24 protein-coding genes and 2 pseudogenes are annotated in these 25,009 nt (G+C 33.5%); 8 read left to right on the top strand and 18 right to left on the bottom strand.

What is annotated here, in order from left to right:
• The first annotated feature begins 584 nt into the window (after positions 1-584).
• Positions 585-908 carry a DUF2834 domain-containing protein gene (locus tag ACTDJC_RS12245; RefSeq protein WP_440603558.1) on the top strand — a complete coding sequence of 108 codons (324 nt, stop codon included), beginning with the start codon at positions 585-587 and terminating at the stop codon, positions 906-908.
• Positions 909-1,457: 549 nt separating this feature from the next.
• Here ACTDJC_RS12245 and ACTDJC_RS12250 read toward each other — a convergent pair.
• The 12 genes and pseudogenes from ACTDJC_RS12250 to ACTDJC_RS12305 all read right to left on the bottom strand — a co-directional run bounded on the left by ACTDJC_RS12250 (position 1,458) and on the right by ACTDJC_RS12305 (position 13,814).
• Positions 1,458-1,619: a hypothetical protein gene (locus ACTDJC_RS12250; RefSeq protein WP_440603559.1), complete on the bottom strand. Its 162-nt coding sequence runs from the start codon at positions 1,617-1,619 to the stop codon at positions 1,458-1,460.
• A gap of 487 nt (positions 1,620-2,106) precedes the next feature.
• Complete coding sequence (locus ACTDJC_RS12255) at positions 2,107-2,589, bottom strand: NUDIX hydrolase (RefSeq protein WP_098307400.1); 483 nt, start codon at positions 2,587-2,589, stop codon at positions 2,107-2,109.
• A gap of 329 nt (positions 2,590-2,918) precedes the next feature.
• Entirely contained in the window at positions 2,919-4,241 is a 1,323-nt protein-coding gene (locus ACTDJC_RS12260) for a DEAD/DEAH box helicase (protein ID WP_253629471.1), read from the bottom strand.
• Between the two features lie 198 nt (positions 4,242-4,439).
• Positions 4,440-6,335, bottom strand: a complete 1,896-nt coding sequence (locus ACTDJC_RS12265; protein WP_098307394.1) for an endonuclease MutS2 — start codon at positions 6,333-6,335, stop codon at positions 4,440-4,442.
• A gap of 513 nt (positions 6,336-6,848) precedes the next feature.
• Positions 6,849-7,362 (bottom strand): annotated as a pseudogene (locus ACTDJC_RS12270) (2'-5' RNA ligase family protein).
• A 5-nt stretch (positions 7,363-7,367) separates the two neighbouring features.
• Complete coding sequence (locus ACTDJC_RS12275; RefSeq protein WP_098307390.1) at positions 7,368-8,081, bottom strand: class I SAM-dependent methyltransferase; 714 nt, start codon at positions 8,079-8,081, stop codon at positions 7,368-7,370.
• Between the two features lie 358 nt (positions 8,082-8,439).
• A complete protein-coding gene (locus tag ACTDJC_RS12280) occupies positions 8,440-8,778 on the bottom strand; it encodes a tautomerase family protein (protein WP_440603560.1) in 339 nt (112 codons plus the stop codon).
• 355 nt (positions 8,779-9,133) lie between these two features.
• Complete coding sequence (locus ACTDJC_RS12285; RefSeq protein ID WP_098307386.1) at positions 9,134-9,964, bottom strand: DUF3974 domain-containing protein; 831 nt, start codon at positions 9,962-9,964, stop codon at positions 9,134-9,136.
• A 23-nt stretch (positions 9,965-9,987) separates the two neighbouring features.
• Positions 9,988-11,100: a toxic anion resistance protein gene (locus ACTDJC_RS12290; RefSeq protein WP_098307384.1), complete on the bottom strand. Its 1,113-nt coding sequence runs from the start codon at positions 11,098-11,100 to the stop codon at positions 9,988-9,990.
• 206 nt (positions 11,101-11,306) lie between these two features.
• Positions 11,307-11,894, bottom strand: coding sequence for an O-methyltransferase (locus ACTDJC_RS12295; RefSeq protein ID WP_440603561.1), 588 nt, complete (start codon positions 11,892-11,894; stop codon positions 11,307-11,309).
• Between the two features lie 217 nt (positions 11,895-12,111).
• Complete coding sequence (locus tag ACTDJC_RS12300) at positions 12,112-13,230, bottom strand: RNA-guided endonuclease InsQ/TnpB family protein (RefSeq protein WP_440603562.1); 1,119 nt, start codon at positions 13,228-13,230, stop codon at positions 12,112-12,114.
• Positions 13,231-13,454: 224 nt separating this feature from the next.
• Positions 13,455-13,814, bottom strand: coding sequence for a hypothetical protein (locus tag ACTDJC_RS12305; protein ID WP_440603563.1), 360 nt, complete (start codon positions 13,812-13,814; stop codon positions 13,455-13,457).
• 224 nt (positions 13,815-14,038) lie between these two features.
• Between ACTDJC_RS12305 and ACTDJC_RS12310 the strand changes: the two genes are divergently transcribed.
• Positions 14,039-14,365 carry a luciferase domain-containing protein gene (locus ACTDJC_RS12310; RefSeq protein WP_440603564.1) on the top strand — a complete coding sequence of 109 codons (327 nt, stop codon included), beginning with the start codon at positions 14,039-14,041 and terminating at the stop codon, positions 14,363-14,365.
• 207 nt (positions 14,366-14,572) lie between these two features.
• On the opposite strand, the gene ACTDJC_RS12315 is transcribed toward ACTDJC_RS12310, so the two are convergent.
• Entirely contained in the window at positions 14,573-15,046 is a 474-nt protein-coding gene (locus tag ACTDJC_RS12315; protein ID WP_440603565.1) for a GNAT family N-acetyltransferase, read from the bottom strand.
• Between the two features lie 184 nt (positions 15,047-15,230).
• Between ACTDJC_RS12315 and zwf the strand changes: the two genes are divergently transcribed.
• Positions 15,231-16,745, top strand: coding sequence for a glucose-6-phosphate dehydrogenase (gene zwf, locus ACTDJC_RS12320; protein WP_440603566.1), 1,515 nt, complete (start codon positions 15,231-15,233; stop codon positions 16,743-16,745).
• A pseudogene (locus ACTDJC_RS12325) lies at positions 16,732-17,001 on the top strand (cyclase family protein); the annotation flags it as partial. The gene zwf and the pseudogene ACTDJC_RS12325, both read left to right, overlap by 14 nt.
• A gap of 167 nt (positions 17,002-17,168) precedes the next feature.
• Here the strand turns inward: ACTDJC_RS12325 and ACTDJC_RS12330 are convergent.
• The gene (locus tag ACTDJC_RS12330; protein ID WP_440603567.1) at positions 17,169-18,053 is read right to left on the bottom strand and encodes a GNAT family N-acetyltransferase; all 885 of its coding nucleotides are present in this window, start codon (positions 18,051-18,053) and stop codon (positions 17,169-17,171) included.
• Between the two features lie 575 nt (positions 18,054-18,628).
• Here ACTDJC_RS12330 and ACTDJC_RS12335 point away from each other — a divergent pair.
• From ACTDJC_RS12335 to ACTDJC_RS12350, 4 genes are all read left to right on the top strand, one after another.
• Positions 18,629-19,381: a class I SAM-dependent methyltransferase gene (locus ACTDJC_RS12335; RefSeq protein ID WP_440603568.1), complete on the top strand. Its 753-nt coding sequence runs from the start codon at positions 18,629-18,631 to the stop codon at positions 19,379-19,381.
• 272 nt (positions 19,382-19,653) lie between these two features.
• Positions 19,654-19,857: a cold-shock protein gene (locus ACTDJC_RS12340; RefSeq protein WP_429720666.1), complete on the top strand. Its 204-nt coding sequence runs from the start codon at positions 19,654-19,656 to the stop codon at positions 19,855-19,857.
• An 87-nt stretch (positions 19,858-19,944) separates the two neighbouring features.
• Positions 19,945-20,130 carry a cold-shock protein gene (locus tag ACTDJC_RS12345; protein ID WP_098307362.1) on the top strand — a complete coding sequence of 62 codons (186 nt, stop codon included), beginning with the start codon at positions 19,945-19,947 and terminating at the stop codon, positions 20,128-20,130.
• A gap of 583 nt (positions 20,131-20,713) precedes the next feature.
• The gene (locus ACTDJC_RS12350) at positions 20,714-22,414 is read left to right on the top strand and encodes a pyruvate oxidase (RefSeq protein ID WP_230575482.1); all 1,701 of its coding nucleotides are present in this window, start codon (positions 20,714-20,716) and stop codon (positions 22,412-22,414) included.
• Positions 22,415-22,485: 71 nt separating this feature from the next.
• On the opposite strand, the gene ACTDJC_RS12355 is transcribed toward ACTDJC_RS12350, so the two are convergent.
• From ACTDJC_RS12355 to ACTDJC_RS12370, 4 genes are all read right to left on the bottom strand, one after another.
• Complete coding sequence (locus ACTDJC_RS12355; RefSeq protein WP_440603569.1) at positions 22,486-22,893, bottom strand: NUDIX hydrolase; 408 nt, start codon at positions 22,891-22,893, stop codon at positions 22,486-22,488.
• A 33-nt stretch (positions 22,894-22,926) separates the two neighbouring features.
• Positions 22,927-23,559, bottom strand: a complete 633-nt coding sequence (locus tag ACTDJC_RS12360; protein ID WP_440603570.1) for a YdbC family protein — start codon at positions 23,557-23,559, stop codon at positions 22,927-22,929.
• Positions 23,560-23,923: 364 nt separating this feature from the next.
• A complete protein-coding gene (locus ACTDJC_RS12365; protein ID WP_440603734.1) occupies positions 23,924-24,184 on the bottom strand; it encodes a DUF2716 domain-containing protein in 261 nt (86 codons plus the stop codon).
• Positions 24,185-24,319: 135 nt separating this feature from the next.
• A complete protein-coding gene (locus ACTDJC_RS12370; protein ID WP_440603571.1) occupies positions 24,320-24,829 on the bottom strand; it encodes a GrpB family protein in 510 nt (169 codons plus the stop codon).
• Between the last annotated feature and the right edge of the window lie 180 nt (positions 24,830-25,009).

Raw genomic sequence — 25,009 nt, forward strand, 5'->3', positions numbered from 1 at the left:
TGCTGTTTCTTTTCATTACTCCTATAAGGCACTACTCTCACACCGTTATTTTTATTGTTTTACATAATAGCAATGTAAGTGCTATCTTAGTTTCAATTTAGATAATTCGGTGTCAGAAAGATTGCGATGCTTGTAATTCATTAGTTGAACCTCACCTGTTAGTATGTCCTGAACTTTTTATGCACATAAAAAAACATGAGTCCTTTATTCAATTTTGTTAAAAATACCGAAAGGTGTTATCGAGATTTTAGATTACTGACTTCCGATAGAATGTTCCACATTATATGACGTAATAGAAAATGATAGATAAAAGCAGACATAATCGGCTTTATCTATCATTTTTTATTACTACATATAACCTCATTTACTACTACAACAATAGGAGATTTTACTACAACATGTTGTAGGTATTGATTTAAAATAAAGTTTGATTAAAAGTCCTGTATGATATGCAGGACTTTTTTGTTCCGCAATCGGGCCAGATTGTTTAGTAAAGGAATCTTCAATAATATATATTTTGAACGATCTTAGAATTAGTTATGGTAATCTAATAGTAACTTTGTTAAAAAAGGGGAAATTATCCAGTGAAAAAATTATATTTAATTTTAGGGCTAATTGGTACTGTTTTTCCGTATTATTTTTTTATTCACTTCCTCAGGGATAATGGACTTGATTTAGGTTTATTAATAGAATTATTATTTACTAACACGATATCAGCCTTTTTTGCAGTTGATTTTTTAATCTCATGTGTTGTTTTCTTGATATTTATGTTCAATGAATCACGAAAGTATAACATTAAAGAAAAATGGATTTGTCTTTTATCTCTGTTTACAGTTGGGTTATCTTTAGCTCTACCTTTATTTTTGTTTTTTAGACATTCTTATATTAATAGTAAAGATGAAGTATAAATTAGAAAATAAGCATGTTCCAGCTAAAATAAGTAAAATGCTTATTCAAGTATCGGGCGCGATTGTGAAACAACATAGGTAGAAAGGATTAAACTTTTTTATAAAAACCAAACCTAAATCTGCTAGAGAAGAATCTATTTTGATCAATCTTTTTTCAAAATGGATTCTTTTTATTTATCGTAAAATTTGGGATTGCGAGGTATTTTTGATCAAATTTTATTTCAAAGCTACAAATTGAGTAAGCAAAAAATCCCGCTTTCAAGCGAATCTTTGTGTCAATTGATGGTCTATTATGTTGTGATTTGTGTTGTCAAAAGTTGTGTGATTTCTAATTTTGTACTCCAAAAGAGAACCCATTATGTAAAACATCGGCTTTTTATTTGACTAAAAATCAACAATGAAATTTAACAGAGCCGAAAACAAAAAAAGCCACTTTCTGTTAGAGAGTGACTTTGTATGAGTACGATTACTACATGTTACAGGGCTAGTATGTAAGTAATTACTTAAATGCATATTGCCTTATTTACTGGAAGAAGAACCCTCGTTCTACTATTTTCTAATCAGTCTCGTTAAAGCCATCCCAAGAAATCCAACACCCATTCCTATCAGCCATCCAATTCGGGAACTTCCTAATAAAGATCCCACTCCTCCACCAAGAAACATGCAGCCAACGAATACTAATCCTCCAACGCCCCATTTCTGCCGATCCATAATTCAATCACACCCTTTCAATAAAACATATGCTATTAGCTAACTAACCTTTCCTGAATATGATATGTTAATTATTTTGCTAGAGGTGGTATAGTTGTTTGGCTTAGGATCAGCAATGGTCAGGGAATTCAAAAGATGGAGATTGACGGCTTTGAAGGGATTGTAGGAGGTGAATTTAACTTTTAAGTATCATAGCTTAAGAGTTGTGGAACAAATTCTTCTTCAACTAACCAGCTAATAGAAGCTTGGTGATTTTCCACAATCGGGCGCTATTGTGGAAGATTAAAGATAGAAAACGATCAAACTTTTTTATAAAAACGAAACTTAAATCTGCTAGAAAAGAATCCATTTTAATCAATCTTTTTTTAATGGATTCTTTTTATTCATCGTAATGTATGGGTTTATAAGGTGTTTTTTCTCACACTTTATTTCAGATCAACAGTAGGTCATCTTTAACAAAGGTACCCATTTGTTAAAGAAAGACTTGCTAAAAGATTAATTTAAAATAACTAAGAGTTGGTACTATACAATTTGAATTATACATGCTTTCAAGCTCTGATTTTGTTACCCATTTAATATCGCTCACTTCATCTTTTTGAAGTATGGTTTCTGTAATTTCAAAGCTTTGGTTAAAAAGCCATACATCATAAAAGTCATTGTAAACATCCCTACGTTCGCTCTTTATCAGTTTTCCATTAGAACGAGACAAGTTAATTCCGATTTCTTCTTTCACCTCTCGTACAGCACCATCGAGACTATTTTCGCCTGCTAATATAGAGCCACCTGAACATTCCCATAGATTAGGATGAGGTTTATCAGGATGTCTTTTCGTTAGAAGAATGTCATCTTTTTTATTCCTTATCCAGACATGGACAACTATATGATAATCACCAACCGCTAACGGAGTACCACGTACATGAGTTTTATTTGTTTTATTTCTATTTTTATCGTAGATATCCCAAACCTCCATAAATGCCCTCCTAAATTCAGTGGTTCAATTAAATATCGTGGAAAAACTCTACAATCTTTTGTAAAATCCTTCTTGCACTAACCTGCCCCGTTAGTTGAAGAAGCTTAGAAATGATACAGAGAAAAGAATATAACTTTTTTTACTTGTTGAGGTAAAAGATGAGATCATTTAGAGGTCTTATGAATAAAAAAAGATACACCACTAATAGTGAGTGATGTACCAATACTTATACAATGTGGAACATTCCATTTGGGTCATTAAAATTAAAGGCTAGATTATCGTTTTACAGAGTAAGGATACTCATGTTTCATGATTTATATAGCTTCAACTTATCTTCCGCGATTTTTCTGTCCCGGCTTTGCACTGCGTTTCTTCTTGCTTGGTTGACCGTAACGCGATTTTTCTGTTTTCGTTCCTTCTTTTCTATCACGACGTCCTGATTGTCCAAATTGTTTCTTCTCTTTAAACTGTTTCTTTTCTTTTGGTTTTTGTGATTTTATTTCTTTTTTCACAGATTCTTGCTCGTTAGGCTGCTCTAATACTTGTCGTTGTAATGATGCGTTAATTCCTTTTTCAATTTGTTGTAAATACATCTTATCTTTCGGCGCAACTAATGTAATCGCAAGTCCACTTCCGCCAGCACGACCTGTTCGACCGATACGGTGAATGTAACTTTCTACATCTTCTGGGATATCGTAGTTAAATACATGAGTAACACCTTCTACATCAAGTCCTCTTGCTGCTACATCTGTTGCGATTAAATATTGACTTTCAGCATCTCGAAAACGTTTCATGACACGTTCACGTTTTGCTTGTGATAAATCACCATGAAGTTCATCACAGTTATAACCGTATCCCTTTAACGCTTCGTACAGTTTTGTAACTCTGCGTTTCGTACGACAGAAAATAACTGCTAAAAATGGTTGATCCCGTTCCATTAATTGACGCAGCGTATCTTGTTTTGCTCTGTCTGTTGTTTCAACAACGCGCTGTTTAATATTATTTACTGTAACTTCTGCACTTTGAATTTTTATAATTTCAGGCTTTCGCATATAGCGCTTTGCAAGAGATTGAATTTGCTTAGCCATCGTTGCAGAAAACAACATTGTTTGTCTCTCTACAGGTGTTTGTTCAATAATTTCTTCTACCTCTGGTAAAAAACCAAAATGCAACATTTGATCCGCTTCATCTAAAACAAGCATAGATACATGCGATAACTCCATTGTCCCGCGGCGTAAATGGTCTAATAATCGTCCAGGTGTCGCTACAACAATATGTGTATTTCCTTTTAATTTCTTCATTTGCTGTGAAACATCTTGTCCACCATAAACAGCAAGCACATGAATATCCTTTACATGCACAATCATTTTTTGAATTTCATTTGTGATTTGCAGCGCTAATTCTCGTGTCGGAGCCACAATTAACGCTTGTACATGACTGGACTGTGGATTTATTTTTTCTATTATCGGCAAAATAAATGCTAATGTTTTTCCCGTTCCTGTTTTTGCTTGTCCAATAATATCTTTTCCTGCTAGAACTACTGGGATTGCTTTTTCTTGAATCGGAGTCGATTCTGCAATTCCGTTTTCTCTTAATGTATCATTTAACGTTGTGCTAATTCCTAATTCTAAAAAACCTTTCAAATCGATCACTTCTTTTCACTATTTTTCATATCAAATATTGATTGTACCATTTATTTAGCTAAATATGAAAAACAAAAACGCACTGTTATTGTATTTATTCAAAATAAGATTACATTTACTCTATTTTTAGTATGTAAAACAATCCCTCTCTTCAAAACGTGTTAACGTTTAAGTGAGGGATTGCTGGCAATTGGATTATATTTTCGTTTACTTTTTTCTCATTTCTTTTTGTATGTTTCTTAATGCTTTTTTAGAGCCTCGATCTATATCATGTTGTAGCTTTCTCTCTTTATAACTTACAAACAACGTATTTAAATCATAGCCTTCTGGATACAACTCTGCTGCTTTCAATTCCAGAATAACGCGTTTACAATTCACCTCAATAAACTCTTCTTTGTATAGTACTACAATATTATTGAAACTATCTTTTTTCTTGTATACAATACCAAAATCATTGTGATCTAATAACTTTATTTTGTCTCCAACCTTATACTCATAAGTTTCTTTCGTTTTCACCACATTCACTTCAGGCTTCTTTATTTTATTTTCTTTTACTAGCTCTAAGCTATAATCTTTATTTTCCATATAACACTGTGCTCGCTCCAAAACATGTTCCCCTAAATTCATCTTTCTAGAAATCCAAAGTGCGTTACTATCTCCAGATTCTCCAATAATTAACTTATACATCGGCTCTAATGTTTCATTATTAAATTGCATAGCCGCATTCATGAAGTCACCATGAATTTCTGAGAATCGTTTAATTTCACCATAATGAGTCGTAGCAACTGTCATACATCCCATATGATAAAATTCTTCTAAAATGGCAATTGCAAGTGCGGCACCTTCATTCGGTTCTGTACCACTACCAATTTCATCAAATAATAACAATGTATTATTGTTAGATATTCTCATAATTTCTGAAATATTTTTCATATGTGAAGAAAAAGTACTTAAAGCATTTTCAATACTTTGATTATCACCTATATCTACAAAAATAGAATCAAAAAGGGCAATTTCAGTCTCTTTATCACCATGAATATGAAACCCTGACATTGTTGCTAAAGTTAATAATCCAATTGTTTTCAAGACAATTGTTTTCCCTCCAGCATTTGGTCCCGTAATGACTAAACTGCGGTATTCTTTTCCAATATCAAAATTTAATGGAACAATCTCACCTTGTAAAAGAGGATGTTTACATTCAACTAGTTTTATATATCCATGACTATTTAATTTCGGTGCTATACCATCAATACTCTTACTAAATTTAGCTTTCGCGAAAATCATATCATATTGACTTATAAGCTCAATATTAATTTTTATATCACTAACATTCTCAAAAATCATTCCTGATAAAGTCGCTAATATTTGATACTCTTCTATCGCCTCTTCCGCTTTTAAACTCGCTAACTCCCCGCTTAATTTTGAAATAATAGCAGGTTCCATAAATACTGTTGAACCTTTAGAAGAAACCTCTACAATTGTTCCTGCAACTTGATTTTTATAAGAAGCCTTAATAGGAACAGTGTATCGATCATCTTTTTTACTAATAAAGAATTCTTGAATATACTCCTTATTTGCACTACTTTTTAAAAATTTATTTAATCGCTCTCCAATCTTTCCTTCTGTTGTTTCAATTTGATTTCGAATTCGTTTTAATTCTTTGCTTGCAGCAGAATCAACGCTATTCCCTTTAATCGAAAAATGAATCTCCTCCTCAATATTTGTGAACTCTGCCATAGAATATGCGTAAGAACTTAAAACAGGCGCAAAAAATGCTTTACTTAACATAAACCCCTTAATTTTTCTACATCCTCTTAAAAAATCTGATATGTTAACTAATTCTGCCGGTTCCAAAATCATTCCTTTTTCAAGCTTTCCAATTATGTTCTCTATATTAGAAATCCCTACTAATGGAACGTGACTTTCTGTATTTAATATTGCTTTTGCTTCAGTCGTTTCATTTAATCGATTTTTAACTACTTTCACATTAGAGCTTGGTTGTAGCTTATCTAATAATTGTTTTCCTAATCCACTTACACAATATGATTTTACAATTTCCTTTAATTCGTTATACTGTAATTTTTCAAATGTCATTGTATTCATTTCTGTTCTCCTCACTATGATTTAATAATTGAATCATGTATGAAGATACCTAATAATAAAATTTCAATGAGTTTCTATAAAGTGAAAATAAAAAAAGCTACGGGGATACCGTAGCTTTACATACATTTACAAGACAAGTGTAAAAACAAGTATCTATCATTAAACAGACCTATTTCAAATAAAGGTCTAGGTCTTTAATAATAAATACCGCTACATGCTTTATAAAGTGTTGTAGGTATCTTCATAGGTAACTTAAATAAATCCATGACCAAATACAGGGTATAAATTGATATAAAAAATACCCTTCATCATTAGATTTATTTAATTAAATTTTTCCTATTTGGATACTACTCCACTCACAAAAAGCACCTCGTCTAATTTATTTTTTATTCTCATTGAAATCTAAATTATGGAATTATTATACTATATGTACAAAATCAAGTAAAGATACATAATATCACCTATAAAGCAAATCTGCTTCCATGAAGGTTCTCATTTCGAAAAACAATTTCCTTATTTTATTGTAAGTTGTACTTCAAACTCTATAATAGATTCCTCGTTTTCACCTATGCTTTCTACTGTAATTTTATCAATAGTGAATCGCATGGTATCTCGAAGTGGATGAAGATTTTTTATAACGTCAAAAGCTTGTTCTTTATCACCTTTTCTTCCTACAGTAACATGAGGAAGAAAAGGAATTTCTTTGTGAAGAAACGGTTGCAGAAAGTCTGTATACAACTTATTATGCAACTCAATTATATCTTCTTTTCCTTCCTCTATAAGTAAAAATAAATACTCTTCTGAATAAGTTACAACTGGATTTAACGTAATATGAAAAGAATTCATGTTGCCTACAATTGTTTCTATATGTTTTTTTAAACACTCATTTGGAACTTCACTCACAAAAGTGAAATACTAGCGTAATATGAGGTGAAATCAAACCAAATAAAGGGTCACGTTTCCTTCTTATCGCTTCAATTTCTTCTAAATCATTATTACTCAAGAAAAGTAAAATTGTTCTCTCCATCGTAATTACCCTTTCTTCCTAAAAAGAGCTGTCCAAAGAAATGATTCTCCAAATACTTCATTAGGTTGCCTAATTTCTTTCATTTTGCGCAGTTCAATGATCTCAAAATCTTGAAAAATATCGCGTAGTTTTTCTTCTGAATATGCAATTCCTCCCTGCAAACTCCACCCTCGATATACATCCCAATCTGATATTTCCGAACCATTTTTTTCATCTAATTCTCCCGTGGCAAAGCATGTTAAACCGAAAAATCCGTTTGGCTTTAATGCTCGCTTCACTAACTCAACATAATGGATTCTCCGGTGAGGTGGGATATGATGTAAACAGCCAGAATCATATACGAAATCATATTGGTTCTCGACCTGTAAATCAAAGATAGACTTACAGATAAAACGCACTGATGCCCCTTGCTCAGCCGCTCTTTCTTCTCCCCATTTAATCCCTTCTTCTGATAAATCAACTGCATCTACTTCACAGCCCGTTTTTGCTAAATACAAAGCATTTCGACCAGGACCGCAGCCTAATTCCAACACTTTTCCTTTATGAATCATATTTCTATCAAAATAGCAAACTAAATTTTCATCCGGCACATTAACAAAGAAAGGTACTTCTTTATCGCGATCAGAATAGAAATTATTCCAAAATGGTTTAGGGGATCTTAATAGAGAATCTAACATAGTAACAATATCATCCATAGTATGTAAAGTTTCATTTCTCATAATCGAATTTCACCTCTTACAAATTATGCTTATAAGATAATTATACCAAATCCCATTCGAATTTACCGTCTATTCGGAATTATCCCAAATAATTTGAAACTACTATTAATTAAACAAATTTATATTTTATTAACTTTTAATAGCTGAGTTTTTGGGGTATAAAAACACCCCTTTAGAAAATCAAATCTAAAGGGGTAAAGCATTGCAAATTTATCTCACTGTTCGCGGGCAGTAAAACTCCCACCTCAAGATTATAAAAAAATCCTACTTTTCCGTAGAAAGGTTACTTTCCATTGTAATCAAGATTTCTTTAAGTTATCACTGCTTAATTAATAAATAAGTTGCCTTAGTATCGAAATTAAACATCCAGCTTAAAGGTAACACCTATTTGAGAAGCTTGCTGTCCTCCTTTAAATCCCCAATTATCAAGAGATGGTTCGTGTAGCGTTATAATTATGGCACTCTTGTCGATTTTCAATATATTTGACACTTGTTCTGTTATTTCTTTTAGCAATTTAGCTTTTGTTTCTTTCTTGCGTCCCGGCAAGATTAGAAGCTCAATAAAGACCTTTTCTTCTTCCCATCCATCAGGCATAAACCAATTACTTTCATCTATTTCAAAAAACTTTACAGGTCCATCATTAGCAGGCACTTTAAAAACATCTTTAAGTATCTCTCTTACAGTAAAAGCAATCAATTTTTTATCTATTCCATTTCTTTTTTTTAATAGATTTTTACTAATGGCATAAAGACACTCCCTACATTTCTTTTATTGTGTAGCATATGTATGAATAATTCGTTTGTAGTAACAAAATATCCTTGGTATATTTTTCCTTCATCTTGATTTTCATCTTTGTATACTTTATTCATATGAAGTTAACATACTATTATCGGTAGCGAGCAAACTGTAACCCCTTCCCACATTTAGGTTTGTTTACTTTCTTTTTTCTTTTAATTGTAATTATAATTATTATTACGGTACGTGAAATTACTAACTATTATCTCCATCCCAAATTAAACAAGCGAGCATTGATATACCAATGCTCGCTTGTTTAATTCTTAAATTTCTCTTTCGCTGCACGCATCTTCACTTGTAAATCATAATCGACAGCGTTACGAATATTACGTTCTACTGCTTCCATTTCTTTTTGGAATCCTTTTAGATAAACAGTAAGCTCTTCTTCTTTCTCAGAACGCTGCGCTGATGGAATTTGTGCAATGAGTGACAACATATCTACTAAGTCTTTCATTAAGAAGGTCTCAAGTTTATGTTGCTGTTCAAACATACGATTTTCTTGATAAAACGGAATAGCATGTAAAACAGAGATTGTCACATCATCAATACTTCTTTGCAATGATGGATTCACTGAACGTTTGTACATTTCAATATGTTTTAATGCGTCTGGATAACGATCATAAAAGTATAACTTGTAAAACGAGAAATCTTTCGGTTTCGATAATTGTTGTGATTCCTGTTTCAAAAATTCTTTTACTTTCATCGTTGTCATTTCCATATCTTCACTTGTAATTTGCTTTGTTGTTTTTACATTGTAATGTAGTTTTTTCTGCTTTTCCCTCGGCAACATTGAAAAAACCTGCTGCTTTGTGCGTTGATTAGCTGTGCAAAAAAGAATTGTAAATGCTTTTTGGCTACTGCTTCCTTCTGTACGAATCCAGCGGTAAAACAACGGATTCTGTGTAAATTCTCGTAAGAATGGTACTGTGCTGTGTGATAAGCGTGCTATTGAGTCTGTCGCTCGTTTATACGGCTTTGTCCATGATAAATAAAACTTTCTTCCAAAGTAAACAAGTAAAATTACTGCAGTAAGTCCTAACAAAAGAACAATACCTATCAGTGTCAAAATAAATTGAAAGAAATCCATGATTTCACCTCCTCTATTGCAGCTTATTTAGTTGGACGTTGAATGAGCTTCTTTTTCATTTCATCATTGAACGAATCTAGTTCTTTTACAAACATTTTACTTGATTCGATAATTCGCTCTGATGATTTTTCAGACGCTTCAATCGCTGCAAAGACGTTTTGGAATGATTCACGAAGTTTCTCCATGCTGATTGCTGGATTTTCTAATAATTTTGTCGTTTCTTCTGTATTTTGTTTCAACGCTTGTGAGTTACTTAATACCATAGATTCAATTGCTTCGTTTGTTGCATTCACTGCGTCAATTGTTTTCCTTTGGTTCGTTAATGCCAATTGAATAGCGGCAGATACGGTTACAACGTTTTGTGTCATTGTGATTGCATTTCGAATCGCTTCTGTTAATTTTTCATTGTTCTTCTTAATAATATCAACAGAGGCAATAGATTGCAGTAAGACACTCTTTGCTTGCTGCATGTTACGCGTACGTACAAGAATTTTTTCTAGCGCATCATTAATTAACGGAACATCTTTATATCTCTCTGGATTTTGTTTCTCCACTTCCAACATATCCGCAAGTTTCTTACCTAAATATACTTGTTTATCAAGCGCATAAATCTTTGCTTGAGACTGTTCTTTTAACATTTCTAAACCAACACTATCTTCTTTTAAATTATCACGACCAACTAATAGTGACTTTATAATTTCTTCGATTTGTTTATCAATGGATTGATATTTGTGAACATACGTTTCCATTGGATTTTTCTTAAATACTTTAAACATAATTCGTTTCATACCAGTTGCTTGTAATGAATTCGGATCTAATTCCGATACAACTTTACGTAAATCAAGCAACGTGTTAGGAATATCCTCATTTTTCCCATTCATCATTGCTGTTACTGGACGTTTTAATGCCGTTAATGTTTGTCCTGCATCGCGTTGTTCTTTATCTCCTAAATCAGCCAGTTGTGACAATACTTTTGAAAGATCTGCATTATGCTCACTATTTAACTTTTGTACATACAAATCTGCCTCTTTATTTAGTGCAACTAATTCATCCTCTTTAATTACTGTATCTACGATTACCTCCATATTATTTTGTGAATCTACTGATAAGGTTTCTTTCTTTTGCAATTCCGTCAACAAAATCGCTCCTTTATATGCATACACTTATAATTATGGTTAGGGTACCATATCTCTAAACAATTTATATTACATTCATTCCCTGTTTTATATTATAAGTATACCTATTGTATTTTTGATTGTCCTCAGACTTAAGGCTGAGAAACCTCCATGCTTAAGTCGGATTCTTTAGTTTAAAAGCTAACCCTTCCTCTTGTATACTCTTTTCAGCTATTTTTCCTCATTACATAAGCACCCATTTTAAAAGGTAGTAACACTGTTTCAAAGTTTTTCTCTTCTTCGACTAAATCAAAAAAATTCTGTAATTCTTCTGCATGCGAAGTCGCATTATCAATGATGATAATCCCTTTGGGCATTAAAATACGTTTTAGATCTTCCCACCACCACATATATTGCGTTCGTTCTGCATCTAAAAAAATAAAATCATATGACTTGTCTAGCTGTTCTGATAAAAATGCACCAGCTTCTTGATTATGGATATGAATATAGTTTGTGAGGTTTGCTTTTTGGAAGTTTTCAATTGCTTGTGTAACTCGTTTCGATGAGAGTTCAACTGTTGTGACAGTTCCTCTTGTTTCCTCTGCAGCATTGGCAAGCCATAACGTAGAAAATCCATTCGACGTTCCAATTTCTAGAATATGTTTCGCTTCACACATTTTCACCAAAATAGATAAAAACTGCCCCATTTCTTTAGACACGTTGCGCAGCTTTTCTTCCCTCGTTTCTTTTGTACAATCATGCTCTAATCCGAATACTTCAAGGTTTTGCAGTAACTTTTCTACTTCTATTCTCATGCATAATCCCCCTTATATTTGCTGCACATGGATGATACTGAAAATGAAATGTAGGTCTACTTACAATTATATGCCATTAGAAAGGCTTTTTCCTGTATCAATTACTCACGACTGAAGTCACGAGCTTGTAACTACCCAGAAGTGCAAACGTCTTGCGACTCCTTCCTTAGATTGGTGTTACAACGTGGGCAGATTGACCGCTACCCAACAAGAGAAGTCATGCTTCTTTTGTTACTTCAACGATGTACTCAATTCCTTTTCGCTGAAGATTCATAGCTCCAATTCTATCGTCATTGGATGTGTAATCGCAATTTTTGCAACAGAAAGTATGTGTTTTCTTGTTGCGGTTTGCCTTCTTTGTATGCCCACACTTAGGGCAAGTTTGTGAAGTATATCGCGGGTCAACCGCAATTACTTTAGAGCTATTCATTAGCGCTTTATATTCAAGCATTTGACGAAGTTGGTAGAACGACCAAGAAACAGAAACGTATCTATTTCTCACTCGCACTTTTTCTGTTGCATTACGAATTCCTGTTAAATCTTCAATTACAAATAGCGTACTTTCTCCATATTTGGATACGAGTGCCTTACTGACAGAATGATTAACATCTGTCATCCAACGGTTTTCTCTATCTCCAATTGCTTTTAATCGTCTACGAGCAGAAGAAGTTTGTTTCTTTTGTAATTGTTTTCGAAGGTGTTTGTATTTCGCTCTTTTGTGCTTTATTTGTTTGCCATTAAAGAAGGTGGTTAATCCATTTGAATCATACGAAGTAGCAACAAAGTTAATACCAAAATCAATGCCCACGACTTGTTTGATATGGTGTTCAGACACTTCATTTATTTCTTTTGTCATGGGAATATACAAAAACCAATTGTTATATTTGTTTACTAATTTTGCCGTACCAAACGACCAAGAACCGTCGAAGTACTGTTCCATTCCTTTCGTATCAAATGGTACTTTGATACGTCCTTGAAGTGTATTAACAGAAAACATGTCTTTTGAAAGTGAATAATCACGATTCCATACAAGGTCGTATTCAGTTTTTTTGAACTGAACAAGTGACCATTTATGGCCATTACTTTTAGCTGATTTGTATTTTGCAATGACAGTCTTTAAAACAGATTGAGCCATTTGAGAACGTAGTCCGAAGTGAGAACGCAACTCATTATATGTAGATTCATGTAAGATTTTTTGACTTAACTTTTTTGTTTGAAAGATGATTCGGGATACGAAATTACACCCTTTTTTGTAGGCAAAAGTAGTTTCTTTTAACGACAGAAGTTGGTCATGGGTTGGATTGATTTTAATTTTTGCTGTAACTGTCATCTTCATATGTTTCACCGCCTTTCACTAGATTATAACTCTATTATATTTTAGTGAAAGAAAATATTCAAAAGATTCTACTTAATTTTAGAAAGTAAGAAGCACAGGGGATTGTTTTGGCTTCCACCAACGCACGCTCTCTCTAATAAGCTGTGAAAAGAGTTGAATGGGCCAATAACATGTAAAGGATGATACAATTACCAAAATTGTATCACCTTTATCCACCACTCATATCAATCTTTCATACGTTTCCTAATATCTGCTGCCACCTTAGTAGGATCATCAATTTCAAAAACAACATACTTGTATTTTTCATGACCCTCTAATTCGATCATTACGAGAGGTACTCTATTTTCATAGGAAAGAAAATACCATTCATCTGCATATTTAAAACTTCCTTCAAAGATATTAAGAGAAGAAACAGATGTTCCAGGCATCCGAAGCATCCATTGCGGAGCATCAAAATAATCAACATATACACTTTTAATAGTATGAAATGGCATTTTTAAGGATAGTTTCAACGCAAAAAAACCAGTTACTCCATTCAACTTCAAAACTACACCTTCATCATCAAAGTGTACTTCTCTTCCCATGTTCTCCCTCCTAACTTTTTCATACCGGTTCTACCTCCCAAATTATACCATGTCTATTCCAAGAATGTTCAAAGATACTGTCAGAATCCAAACTTAAATCGATTCTCTAAACTGCATATCTAAAACCATTTTCGTACATACATTCATACTTTTGAACGATATAAACAGCAAATAAAAAACATATTATACTATTAAAATCTACGATTTATAAGGAGTGAACTATTATGTCCCTTAGCGAAATGATTAAAAAAGAGCTTCTTAGTTGGAACGGTGTAACTGAGAAGCCGCATCGATATGGTGGGATTGAATTTAATTATAAAAATAAAGAATTAGGTCATATTCACGGAGACACATTAGCTGATTTGCCATTTCCAAAATCAATAAGAGATGAGATTTTAAAGCAAGGATTAGCTCAGCCTCATCATATTTTACCTGATTCTGGATGGGTTAGTTATTACATGAAAAGCGAAGATGACCTTCCTTTACTCGTTCACCTCTTCCGTTTACAGTACGACAGAATCGTAAAAAAATTAGATAACAACCAAATGTAAAAATATAAAAGGTATATTAGCTCCAACTAATATACCTTTTATCCCGCATTAACGGGCAGTAAGACCCCCACCTCAATATTGAGAGAGAAGCGAAGAAGATGGGTGGGGGGATCTGCCCGTAAAAGTCCGATTGGTTCAACTAACCATCAGTGGGGGATGAAGCCCCCACTGATGGAAGTTTCACTTTATACCAAATCCATATATCATCTATTCTTCCCTGCTAATTATAAAGCGCAATAAATCTTCTTCTTGATCAAATTCCCCTGCTTCAACAAAACCAAAACTTTTATATAATTGACGAGCAACATAGTTTTCTTTATGAACTGTTAAGCGAATTTCTTTGCACTGCGCATATTGCTTTATAATCCAACTCACCATCTCTCGTAGCGCCGCTCGACCGTATCCTTTACCTTGATGCTTTTCATCAATTATAAAGCCATTGATCCAATACATATCATCAGTATTCTCTACATAAGCATGCATCACAAAACCAATCATTCCCCGCTCTTCTTCATAAATTGTAAAGGGCAGATAATTCACATTATCACCATCTGGTTTAATATACACCTTAGCCAGTGATACTGCTACAGTAGGTACAAAATGATTTTGAACATCTTTTACTTTTAATTTTAGAGCCTCTTGCCAATTCTCTCTCGTCACTGCTCCCAATTGCACTTTCATCTTATTCCTCCATCTTTAATTTAGTCCTACATTTCTCTACTGTTTAAAATTCTCCTTCTTTTTTCAAATGTACTATATGTACCCTATCAGCTAAAACAAATTATTTAACAATAATTTTATATATATTTCCAAACAAACCGCATACTAAGTGTAAATTTAGTTTGAATAAAGTGAGGACCATTATATGATAAAAACTCCTAAAGCTATTATTGTTATTTTTGGCGCAACAGGTGATTTAGCAAAGCGTAAATTGTTTCCTTCTATTTATAGATTGTATCGTAATGGAGAAATTTCTGAAGATTTCGCTGTTGTTGGTGTTGCAAGAAGACCTTGGTCTAATGAAACATTTCGTGAAAATGTCAAACAATCTGTTAACCACTTTCCAGATGATGATGGGAATCAGGAGACATTTGCTTCCCATTTCTATTACCATCCTTTTGATGTAACAAACGTATCTTCTTATCAAGAGCTTAAAAGTTTGTTAAGCACTCTTGATGACAATTATAATACGAATGGAAACCGCATTTTTTATTTAGCGATGGCACCTGATTTTTTTGGTACAATTGCCACAAATTTAAAGTCAGAAGGATTAACTTCTACGGAAGGATGGATTCGTTTAGTTATTGAAAAGCCGTTTGGCCATGACTACGAATCAGCCGAAGAGCTAAACAACCAGCTTCGCCAGGCGTTTACAGAAGAGCAAATTTATCGAATTGACCATTACTTAGGAAAAGAAATGGTTCAAAACATTAAAGTAATTCGCTTTGCTAACGCTATTTTCGAACCACTTTGGAACAATCAATATATTGCTAACGTTCAAATTACTTCAAGTGAAACATTAGGAGTTGAGGATCGTGGACGTTATTACGAGTCCTCAGGTGCTCTCCGTGATATGGTTCAAAATCATATGTTACAAATGGTTGCTCTCCTTGCAATGGAACCGCCCATTAAATTAACAGCAGATGAGATTCGAAGCGAGAAAATAAAAATTTTTCGTGCTTTAAGATCACTTACTGAAGAACAAGTCGAACAATATTTTGTTCGCGGACAGTACGGGTCCGGCATCGTAAACGAAGAAAAGGTGATTAGCTACAAAGAAGAAAACGCGGTAGATCCGGCATCTAATACAGAGACATTTGTCTCTGGTAAGCTCATGATTGACAACTTTAGATGGTCAGGGATTCCTTTTTATATTCGAACAGGTAAACGTATGCAAGAGAAATCGACTGAAATTGTCATACAATTTAAAGACTTGCCAATGAACTTGTATTTTAATAAGGAAAAAAAGACTCATCCTAACTTACTAATTATTCATATTCAACCCGATGAAGGAATTACACTGCATTTAAATGCCCAAAAAACAAATAGCAGTGTTACATCAACACCAATTAGATTAAGTTATTGTAATAACTGTGCAGATAAAATGAACACACCCGAGGCATATGAGGTTCTCCTATATGATTGCATGCGTGGTGACTCAACTAATTTTGCGCATTGGGAGGAAGTGGCCCTTTCCTGGAAATTTGTTGATGTTATCTCAAATGTTTGGACAAACAAAAAAGCTGAAAACTTCCCTAACTATGAGTCTGGATCAATGGGTCCTAAAGAATCTGATGCTTTATTAGAAAAAGATGATTTTCATTGGTGGCCAACTATAACAACTCGTTTTAAAGAAGAGAACGACAATGAAAATATATGATATAACAGCACCTGTTTTTGAAGGGATAACTGTTTACAAAAATAAGCTTGAAAACAACCAAAATTTTCGAAAGTAACAAACACTCCGTATAGAGTTAGATGTTCATAGCGATATACATATTGACGTACCTCTACATATGATCAATGAAGGAAAAACATTCGAAACAATTTCATTAGAAAAATTAGTAGGATCTGCTAAAGTTTTTGATTTAACAGCAGTTGAAAATACAATTACAAAAGCCTCTTTAGAAAACATCGTAAATTGAACAGAGGAAAAATTCGTTGCAACAAAAAACACTCATCAATCATAATTGGATGAGTGTTTTTACTTACTTCTGTAAAGCACTGTTCTATCGAAACAATACTTTATGCTTCATTTGTTTGTAACCAATGTCGGTATTTTTCGATAACTATAAATAAAAAATCAAAATTCTGCTAAGATTGGAAACTTACCCTGGTTAAATTCAATAGGAAGTTCTCCTCTTACCATAAAATGCTTATTTGATTCATATAATTTCAACTTAAAATCTTCGACTCCTAATTGATCTGGAGAAAAATAAAACTCTATTGTATGAAACGCTTCCGGAATTACTGCATATAATTCATCTAAAACAGGCATTAATTCACTTATTACTCCGTATAACTTCAACACGCCATCTACAACTTCGTATATAAGTATAGATTTGATTTCCTCTGAAAAGTAAAGCTTATCGTTCCACTTTTCATTGTACATATGTAAATAAAAAGAAGATTGATAGTGAAGTGGTGCAAAAACTCGCGAAAGACATTCTTTATTTTCAAATACATCTTTTATAAGCTGCAAATCTTCTACATCAAAAAAATCTAATTTTCGAATAGCCGATAACTGTAGTTCATTCTTTTCATACTGCATAGTGGATATATATTCTTTCACTGTTTGAAAACCAAATGATGTATACAGCTCTGGTGTTTCTGTAAATAAAAATGAATATGTATACTCTTCATCTATGCTTTTCAATGCTTCACACAACAAGTGCTTCATTAAACCTTTATTACGATAATCAGGATGTGTCATCACAGACTGAATGCCAGCTGCTTTTATACGCTCTCCCCCAACCATCATTGGCATTGAAAACATAGATACATTTGCAATTGCTGTATTTTCTTCAAATAAAGTAAACGGAGAGTAAGTTTCATCCCAAAACCCCTTTTTATAAAAGTCTTGTAATGTATGTACTGGAATGTGAAATACTCGTTCGAACAACCCATATAATTGTTCTCTTCGTTCATTTTCAAACGCATAATTAACACAAATTGTAAGATTATCCATGTTGTTCCTCCACTTACAAATCACTACTTATATTCCCCTTATTTTTCAACATAAAATGTAAGAAGTGAAATAAAGAATAAATTTTATCTTACAATATATTATCATAATTTTTTAAAAAAAGTTTATGTTCACAAAAATATAATCACCATTAATAAAAGTGGAATAAGAGGATGTTTCAATATATTTATATCGGGTTTTTATTTCGTATTTCCTCATTGTTTAGTTTAAACAGTGTTTTAGATTGAATGTTATTTTTCTAATCCTCAAGTATCATTTCCAACAAATTCTTAACAAAATTTAGATCTTACTTCCATATTTAATACAGCTCCTTCATACCATTCTTCTTAAATTAATTAATATAAAAATGAAAACAATTTCATTTTTCTGATTTTCACATTTACTAATTAACGTTAAAATCTTACAATAACCCTTAAGATATTTCATTTATATTCCATTTAGAAAGGAAATGTACATATATGTATCACTATGTAATAGACATATAGTAACTTCATTTCATGTCGTGGACCTCCTCTTATATATTACAGCTATAAATATATAACTCAGGAGGAATTACTATGAAGGACACTTTTTACTATTTCATTAAACAGGCGGATAAGCCTTTTCATGGGTGGAACTTCTCGTTTTTAGCAGATACCGGAAGGCTAAGCACAGAACCTCTGCCATGGAGTTATGCAGCAAATGTATTACACTATATACAAAAAGTAGATAGTATGCTAGATATGGGGACTGGTGGCGGTGAGTTTTTGTCTTTGTTAACCCCGCTTCCTGCTAGAACTGCAGCAACAGAAGGCCATCCGCCAAATGTAGCTTTAGCAAAAGCGAAATTAGAACCTTTAGGTGTCTCTGTATATCCAGTCGAGGATGATACATGTTTGCCTTTCGCAAACAATCAATTTGATTTAATTATTAATAAACATGAATCATATTCGGAGACAGAAATAAAAAGAATTTTAAAGCCAAACGGAATTTTTATTACACAGCAAGTTGGTGGATTAGATAATTTAGAATTAAATCACCTGCTTCATGCATATAATGAAAGTGAATATAGTTATTGGAACATGCAGTACGCCTCTTCACAACTAAAACAAGCTGGCTTTCAAATTCTTAAGCAACAAGAAGCATTCCCGTATCAACGCTTTTACGACATCGGAAGCATTGTGTATTATTTAAAAGCGGTTCCATGGCAAATCCCTGATTTTTCAGTATCCAAATATGAAGATCGCTTACTTTGCGCTTATAACTCCATTCAACAAAATGGGTATATTGAAGTAAAAGCACATCGATTCTATATCGTAGCTTCCTTATAATGCCTCACCTCTCCAAGCAAGTTAATCCTGCATGGAGAGGCCATTTGTTAAAATAGCCAAAAATGTTACCATCACTTGCAATATTTCTCATTTCGTTGTAAAATGAAACCGTAGAATACAATATGCAAACAGATCCACTTCACATATTATCAAGCATCAATAGGGATGATATGCGTTCCTTATGGGTTTTTGATAATATGTGAATTTTTATTTTCTTAGAAATAAGACGGATCATATTATATTTATTTTTTTATTTTTAGGAGGCATTTACCATGACATTAACAGGTAAAGTAAAATGGTTTAACAGCGAAAAAGGTTTCGGATTCATCGAAGTTGCAGACGGAAACGACGTATTCGTTCACTTCTCAGCTATCACTGGCGACGGCTTCAAAACTCTTGACGAAGGTCAAGAAGTTAGCTTCGAAGTTGAAGATGGTAACCGCGGACCTCAAGCTAAAAACGTTGTAAAGCTATAATTTAGACAATAAAAAGGTTGTTAACACGAACGGTTAACAGCCTTTTTACTTATACAAACAAATATTTTACATAAAAGGAGTGATCTCATGTATCGTAACAAAAAGAATGACGTTGCAGAAGTACCACCAGAAGAAATCCCAGTTTGGGAATGTGAGTCAGAAGAGTGCTTAGGATGGATGCGAAAGAACTTCGCATTTGAAGAACATCCGAAATGTCCTTTATGTGGAAGTGAAATGAAAAGCGGAGAACGTTTATTGCCTCGATTGGGATAAACCATAGTTTGCCCCTTGCAAGATGTTCTCTGCAAGGCTTTTTCTTTCATCTCTCCTAAATGATGATTCAAATGATTTCCAAGCTATACATAATTGCTAACAGCTATTGAACCCTCTTCCTCCCTTATTATCACCAGCATAAAATACATCATATTACTAACTATATGAATCATTGAGTATTTTCTATTTTCCCTTATACTTCATTACAACAAAAAGCAAAGTAGTAAATAAACTACTTTGCTTTTTTGTTGTGCTTACTCCTTTATCCCGCATTAACGGGCAGTAAGACCCCCACCTCAAGATTGAGAGAAACGAAGAAGATAGGTGAGGGATCCACTCTGCCCGTAAAAGCCCGATTGGTTCAACTAACCATCAGTGAGGGATGAAGAAAACCCTCACTGATGGAAGTTTCACTTTATGTGGCTCTTTTTCCTACACAGTACTTCCATTCCCCCTTCTGTATCGTATCATTGTGGATTATCGTACTTGAATAAGCTCCCTTTTCTATAGCTTCTATTTATTTGTATATTTTACCTAGTTTATCAAAAAATAAGTTTAGCTTAATAATAAAGGAGTGAGTACGTTGTTTCGAAAAACAGCCGGTGAAGTACTAGTCGATTTACTAATCGAATGGGGCGTTGATCACGTATATGGCATGCCTGGTGATTCCATTAATTCTATTATCGAACCTCTTCGTAAAGCACAAGATAAAATTAAATTCATTCAAGTTCGTCACGAAGAAGCAGGTGCTTTAGCAGCTGCTTCTTATGCAAAATTAACTGGAAAACTCGGGGTATGTATGGCAATCGCAGGGCCAGGTGCAATTCATTTACTAAATGGATTGTACGATGCCAAATTAGATCAAGCACCCGTGCTCGCTATTACCGGTCAGATTGAGTCTGATTTAATTGGAACTGGTTTTTTTCAAGAAGTAAATTTAGAAAGAATGTTTGATGATGTCGCAGTTTATAACCAGCGAATCATGTCAGCTGAGCAACTGCCAGCTGTTGTAAATCAAGCAATTCGCATGGCTTATACAAAAAAAGGCGTGTCAGTTCTTACAATTCCAGATGACATTCAAAAATTTGAGGTAGATGCAAAAGCACGGATTACAACCTCTTCTTTTACGATGCCGGAGTTATTTCCGCAAAAACATGATTTAGAAAAAGCAACGGCTGCATTAAATGAAGCAGAAAAGCCTGTTATTCTAGCAGGAAAAGGGGCAAAAGATGCAAGGGAATCCTTGCTTGCTTTTGCAGAACATATTGGAGCTCCTATTGTGTTAACACTTCCAGCTAAGGGGATCATTCCCGATGAGCATCCACTTTGTATTGGTGGTTTAGGTTTAATCGGAACAAAACCTTCATATGAAGCGATGAAGAATGCCGATACACTCATTATGGTCGGTACTTCTTACCCATTCACAGGATTTTTACCAGACAAAGCAAAAACAATTCATATCGACACAGATCCAGCACAAATCGGAAAGCGTTATCCAACCGATATTGGTCTTGCTGGTAATGCTGATAAAACCTTAAAATGGCTCACACAAAATATTGAAAAGCATACTGATCACTCTTTCTTAGAACATCATCAAGAACTGATGAAGAAATGGGAAGAAAGACTGCACAATCAAGAAAACGACACTTCTATTCCAATTAAACCACAAAGAGTAATGCATGCTGTGCAGCAAGTTGCACACGATGATGCTATTTTATCAGTAGATGTAGGCAATGTAACAGTTTGGACAGCGCGCCATTTCCGTATGACAAATCAGCGCTTTATTTTATCAAGCTGGTTAGCAACACTTGGCTGCGGTCTTCCCGGCGCAATTGCTGGGCAGATTGCGTATCCAAATAAACAAGTTTTCGCAATTTGCGGAGATGGTGGATTTGGTATGACGATGAACGATTTTGTAACAGCTGTGAAATACAACCTTCCAATCATTGTAGTCGTATTAAACAACCATAAAATCGCTATGATTAAATTTGAACAAGAAGTAATGGGAAATATTGAGTTTGGTACAGAACTTACAAATCCAAACTTCGCGAAATACGCTGAAGCATGCGGTGGAATCGGTTACCGCGTGGAAAAACTTGAGGAATTAATGCCTGCTTTTGAAAAAGCTGTAAAGCAAAATAAACCATGTATTATTGATGTGATCGTTGATGTCAATGAAGCCCCTATGCCGGCAAAAATTACATTCGCACAGGCAGCTGGCTATACAAAGCACATGCTGAAAGAGTTATTTGAAGAAGGAAAAATTGATTTACCTCCTTTATAAAAATACAAATATAAAACAGCGGTTTATTTTTCAATAACCGCTGTTTTATCGATATCTATCCTGTTATTTCATTAAAAAGCCACCAAAAATGGTTGTTTCTTTTCATCTAAACAATATAAAATACGTTCTTTGAAATTTGTCCATGTTACCATTTGTAATACTTCTTCAATAGGAAAATACCCTACATCTAAGCTTTCACTACTTGTTGTAAATTGTCCACCAACTGGCTTTCCTATGAACAAATGATTGCAAATACATTGTGAAACATTTTGATACACTCCGCAATATTTTATAATCTCAATATCAATTCCAGTCTCTTCTTTCGCTTCTCTAATAGCACCTACTAGAATTGCTTCTCCTTCTTCTACTTGACCACCAGGGATTTCCCAGCCTCGCATTGGACTTTTTAAAAGTAAAACTTCATTTTTATCATTTAATACGACCGTTGCAGCCGTTACAATATGCTTTGGATAAGGCATATATACCCTCTCCTTTGTATAAGGTATGTTTTTTTATACACAATGAATAGGTAATATAGACCAAGAACTGACAAGTTTGATTTGTTTTCCCTCTATATGTAACACTTGTTCAGATGGGTTTGCTATATGGTGTAATTGAGGGAATATTTCTTTCACATAATGTTGGTGAGCTTCTACATCTTTCCATAAAGACAGAACAATGTAACGGTTCGAAGAAAGAGATCTTCCAACAACTCCGCCCATCATTCCTTCTGTTCTTGCCATACCTGGATTCCAAACGGTTTCTTGCATATGTAAAAATTGTTTTTCGTTACCTTGCTCCACATCACATATTGCTACTCGTAAGAAGGAACTATGCGCCAGTGCTTCTACAAATGAAGTATCTGTTATATCAAATAAAGATTGATATAGTTCTGTTTCACATGATGTATACGTACCTTTTTGATTGCTGCTATGAAAAATCGTATCATGTGTTTCATTCATAAAACTTTGGTACATTTTCATATTTTCCCAGCAACCAACTATATAAGCTTCTGATTCATTCCATCCCCCGACTTGTCCATGAAATCCTTCTAATTCTTTCAACTCTCCCCATTGCTCTTGAGCAGTTGAAAATGCTTCCTTTCTCTCTTCATCAATTTGACAAATAATTGACTTAATGAGCATACATGTCTCCCCCTTATTTTTTATAAAAACCTTAATGTGGTTAACCTTTTCTAATCACATCATTAAAATCTTATAATTATATTTTAAAGAAATTAAATAGAAATATCAAAATTATAAGAAAAATAACACTATAAAAAAACAAGGGGATCAATTTATCAAGACCTAAATTAAAAAATTCCCAATAAATAAAAGAGCAATACATATTGTATATGACTAATATGTATTGCCCTTCATTCAATTAAAGCACCTGTTAGCTTAATAAGATCCAGTGCTATCCCTTTCGTAATATCGTATTAAACATTATAGGTCTATGTTTATCAAAAGCCTGTAAAAATTCTCCCCCGAAAACAGTTATGGTACCTTCTCAAGGATGTCCCAAATATGCCCATTCAAGATTTTTATGAATAAAGAAATAGTAATCCCCATTTGGAAAAATAGGTATTGTCCATTCACAGAATTCATCTTTCGTGAATTCCAAATATGGACTTATCCAATAACAGTCATGTTGCCAATTTAATGCGTAAATATATTCACTTTTTTGTGTAACTTCTTGAAAAGCCAGCAATGATTTTTCCTCTAGGTCATTATAAATAGCATCGTATTTTATTCTTAGAAATACAATAATCGCCTACCCATAAATTTGATAGGCGATTATTAAAGTTGTTTAAAAATTGCTTTACTGCTTTCATAAAACGATATTTCACGAAAAATAAAATTGTTTAATTTTGGAATGCGAATAGTTACACATAGCCTCCTTTTTTTAATTATTTATTTTAGCCAATATAGATTTAACAAAGTTTGTTTTATCATCTGCATATTTATGTTTATTATTGGGATTAGCCTGTGAAAGTTGAATCTTTAACTGTTCATACTCAATCCGAGCAGTTTTATTATTTGTTAAGTAATCTCTAAAACACAATTGTTCAATTAAATATTTATTACCCTTTTCATACATATGAATTTGATGTGTTCTCGGTTCTCCCTTATTAAAATAAAATCTTTCAGGTAATACATCTTTTCTATACCTATAATTTAACTGTTCTAACTTAGCAATACATTTCACACCATTTTCAAAATTCTTTAATTCAATCGCAATATCAATAATAGGTTTTGCACTCAAGTGTGGAATAGAAGTACTTCCAATATGGTGTATTACCAAAATGTATTCTCCAATTTGTTTTTCAATTAATTGTTTCTCTTTTAAAAATTCGACTTCCCATTCCTCAGTCCAAGGAACTAAAAAAACTTCCCCACGGGGTAACCCTAACATTTGATTAACTCCTCCTGCATATAGCCCTTTTCTTAACGAACTAAATATCAAAATATTCTCTCTTTTATTATATAGCATACAAATAAAAAGACGGTGTAAAATTCCAATTCAGACCATCTTTTCAATCTCTAATTATGGAGTATATCATGTAAGAAAAAAGAGGATCTATGCCCTTATATT

The sequence above is a fragment of the Bacillus sp. GB_SG_008 genome, assembly GCF_052038115.1.
GTDB lineage: Bacteria > Bacillota > Bacilli > Bacillales > Bacillaceae_G > Bacillus_A > Bacillus_A rhizoplanae.